The following is a 3,077-nucleotide window of genomic DNA, read 5'->3' on the forward strand; positions in this document are numbered from 1 at the left end:
GTTATTAATACTAGCTGTAACTATCCAGATCATTTGATTTTGGATAGTTAAACTTTTTAAATTATATTACCCCTGAACTAGAAGTTATCTTTCTTCTTGATCCTGATTAATATAACTTTCAGGATATGGATCTTTTTCAATGACTTTTCGATAATCATAGACTGATTCTAATAATAATTTATCGGTATCGCTCAGGTATCTTGCAGGAGCTAATCGAATATCTTGATAATCATCAAATCCATACATTTCAAATACTTTTTCAGATTTAAGTGCAAAATGCCTTCCTGTTCTCAAAACAATCCAGAAAACACTTATGATGACAACATAAGCTCCTAAAAAATAATTAAATTTTCAAATAGACTTTCCCAAAAAGATTCCTTTGCCATGTATGTAAAAAACAAAGCCACACAAAATACAATAATAAATAAAAACTTAGCTAGAGCAACTATAGTCAAATCATGAGGTTTTACGGCTGTTCCCATTTCGACCTGCATATGCAGTAAGCCAGACACGGGACTTAATACCGTATAGGGTTCATAAAAACCATTATCAAGCTTTCTGGCAACACAGATTACATATTCGGTTTCCTCAAATAAAACTCTATGAAACTGACCTATACACACCTTATCACCCACACGCATATTAAATGCATGTACATTCAGCTTGCTTCGAGAAGCTAAAAAAATACTTTGAGATGCTAGAGATAGACTACCAGAAATTGCGCTAAAAAGGGATGAGGCAATAACTTGCTTATCTCCATGTTTTCCCAATAAATTTAAGGTGGAGTTTTTAATATTAAGATTCACCACTCTGCCTTGTATGCTTTAAAGTTTAGATTTCCAATAATTTGCCTTTGCTGTATTGTATTTTGGATTCTTTTCATCAGAATAAATATTAACAAGTAATTGTATCGCAGGTTTATTTCCAGAATTTGCTGATTTTTCAGCATATTCAATGGATTTACTAAAATTTTGAGGAGTTCCATTCCCGATATAATATTTTAAAGCAGCATTATATTGTGCTTCAGGATTACCATTATTTGCAGATTTTACAAACCAGTTTAATGATTGTACTGGATCTCTTTGAACACCTTCTCCCTTTTCATAATTAAGAGCTACATTATTTTGAGCTTTAATATCACCTTGTTCAGCTGCTTTCTGAGACCAAAAAAAGGACTCTTTTAAATCTTTCTTTACTCCGTCACCAGTATATAATTGATATGCTATAATTTTTTGCGATTGCAAAAAACCTAATCTTGCTGCTTTGTAAAAATATTCATAAGCTATTTTCTTATTTTGAATAGCACCAATACCTTCATAATAAGCTACACCAACATTATGTAAAGCAGTAGGATTATTTTTTTCTGCTGCTTTCTTGTACCAATATAATGCTTTTTCATTATTAATTTTAATATAACTTGATCCATCCTGATATATTAAACCAAGCTGCAACATTGCTTCATCATTTCCAAGATTTGCAGACTTTTCAAATAACTCAAATGCCTTTTTTTGGTCTTCAAAGGCATCACTATTAGTTGCATAATTTGATGCAAGTAAATATAAAGCTTGTGGATCATTCTTTCCTGCGGATATTTTAACATCTTCTTCTGATTTAAAAGCTGAATCCTTTGACTGTAAATCTGAAATCCTACTATTACTTCCCTCACTACATGCCGAAGTAAAAATAATAGATAATATTAATAAGATACGTAATTTCATTACATCAATCCATAAATTCAAAGGTTAATCACTTGAAAGTGTATGTTCTTCATACATTCCAACGCCATACTCTTCCTCCAATCTTTTATGATATTCTTTTTTTTCTTCAGGTGTCATACTGACCATATCCATTATCAATCCTTCCGCAATATCACCTCCAGCTTTATCTCCGGCATACCATAAGACACCAAAACAACTTAACCCTGCGACAGCTAAACCAACTGGTTTTTTAGCTCCTTTCACCATTTTAGGACAAACTTTTCCTGCTATACCAACAGCGACACCACTCCCATACATTGAACCTCCGATACTTGCAACTTTTGCAGTACCTTCTGCTGGCTTTCTTTTAGCAAAGTAAGTTGCAGCTTCATAGGAATCTAAAAAAGTACCAGCTGCACCAACTCCTTTACCAATTGAGTGTACTGCTTTACCCACCCGTTCAACTTTAATATTAGCTGAAGTACCACCTTGGAATTGACCTCCTCCTTTACCTGCTGCTGGTGGATGATACATTCTTGCCTGATTAGCTGTTGCCTTTTTTAATCCAGCCCCAGTACTTGCAACACTTTGCTTTGCTTTCTGAATTTGCATACTAACCAAATTATTAGGATCAATCGCTGGCTTACTTCGATTATATTTTTTGTCAAACTCTGCTTTACCTTTAGCAAAATCTCGCTTAAAAATTTCATAATCAAAGACTCTTACATTTGAATCTTCAATCACTGCTAAGGAGTTCATTAACAAATCAGCAGCCTTCTGACCAGATTGCATTTCTGTTAACCACATTCCTTTATTTTCATAATCCTCTTCTTTTTGTTTACTCTGGTTCTTTTTATAATTAGTTACACTCACTGTAGCTTTATTTGCTGCAGTTTTATATTTATTCACAATCTCTTCTTTAATATTCTTTTTTTCCTCTAAGCTTATTTGGACTGGAGCAATCACATATAAAGGATTTTTTTTAGGATTTTGAATTGTTTCCTTGATAATTTTATCTGCTACCTTTCGAAAATCATTATCTGGTTTCAAAAGATAAACAGGTGTACCTTTTTTACTATTTTCGTGTTTATTTTCAGACACTTTACCACTCCTCTCTTTTTATATAACTCGGTAATTTAACATAAGCTCCTTTAGCCAACTTGGCATTTATATCAATATTTTCCATTCCTGAATTTAATGAGATTATTGCATTGGTACTAGCCGAATATTTATTTGCTATTGATTGTATACTTTCACCCTCTTTTACTATATGCCCGGCTCTTAAATAATCGCCTTTTCGCCCTTCTTCTAATAATGAGAGATTAGTTTTAACTTTAGGGCTTATAAAAATATATTCTCTGCAATTATGGTGATTAATAT

At 32.7% G+C, this 3,077-nt stretch carries 5 protein-coding genes; all 5 read right to left on the bottom strand.

Translation table 11 applies throughout. The features are described from left to right. Positions 1 to 84: 84 nt before the first annotated feature. On the bottom strand, positions 85 to 294 hold the full coding sequence (locus KPC_RS18670) for a hypothetical protein (RefSeq protein WP_228212333.1): 210 nt from the start codon (positions 292 to 294) through the stop codon (positions 85 to 87). A 38-nt stretch (positions 295 to 332) separates the two neighbouring features. Beyond that, positions 333 to 806 (bottom strand): hypothetical protein, encoded by a 474-nt coding sequence (locus KPC_RS18675; RefSeq protein ID WP_121975831.1) that lies wholly within the window; start codon positions 804 to 806, stop codon positions 333 to 335. Between the two features lie 18 nt (positions 807 to 824). Then, entirely contained in the window at positions 825 to 1,718 is an 894-nt protein-coding gene (locus KPC_RS18680; RefSeq protein WP_121975832.1) for a tetratricopeptide repeat protein, read from the bottom strand. Positions 1,719 to 1,742: 24 nt separating this feature from the next. Beyond that, positions 1,743 to 2,798, bottom strand: coding sequence for a hypothetical protein (locus tag KPC_RS18685; protein WP_121975833.1), 1,056 nt, complete (start codon positions 2,796 to 2,798; stop codon positions 1,743 to 1,745). Position 2,799: 1 nt separating this feature from the next. Continuing rightward, positions 2,800 to 3,077, bottom strand: a 278-nt coding sequence (locus KPC_RS18690; RefSeq protein WP_146196668.1) for a LysM peptidoglycan-binding domain-containing protein, incomplete at its 5' end; no start/stop codon positions are given.

Source organism: Acinetobacter stercoris, assembly GCF_900323515.1.
Classification (GTDB): domain Bacteria; phylum Pseudomonadota; class Gammaproteobacteria; order Pseudomonadales; family Moraxellaceae; genus Acinetobacter; species Acinetobacter stercoris.

Excerpts from the sequence above, each read along its gene's own strand:
- KPC_RS18680 (WP_121975832.1), bottom strand. The coding sequence starts at position 1,718 with ATGAAATTACGTATCTTATTAATATTATCTATTATTTTTACTTCGGCA.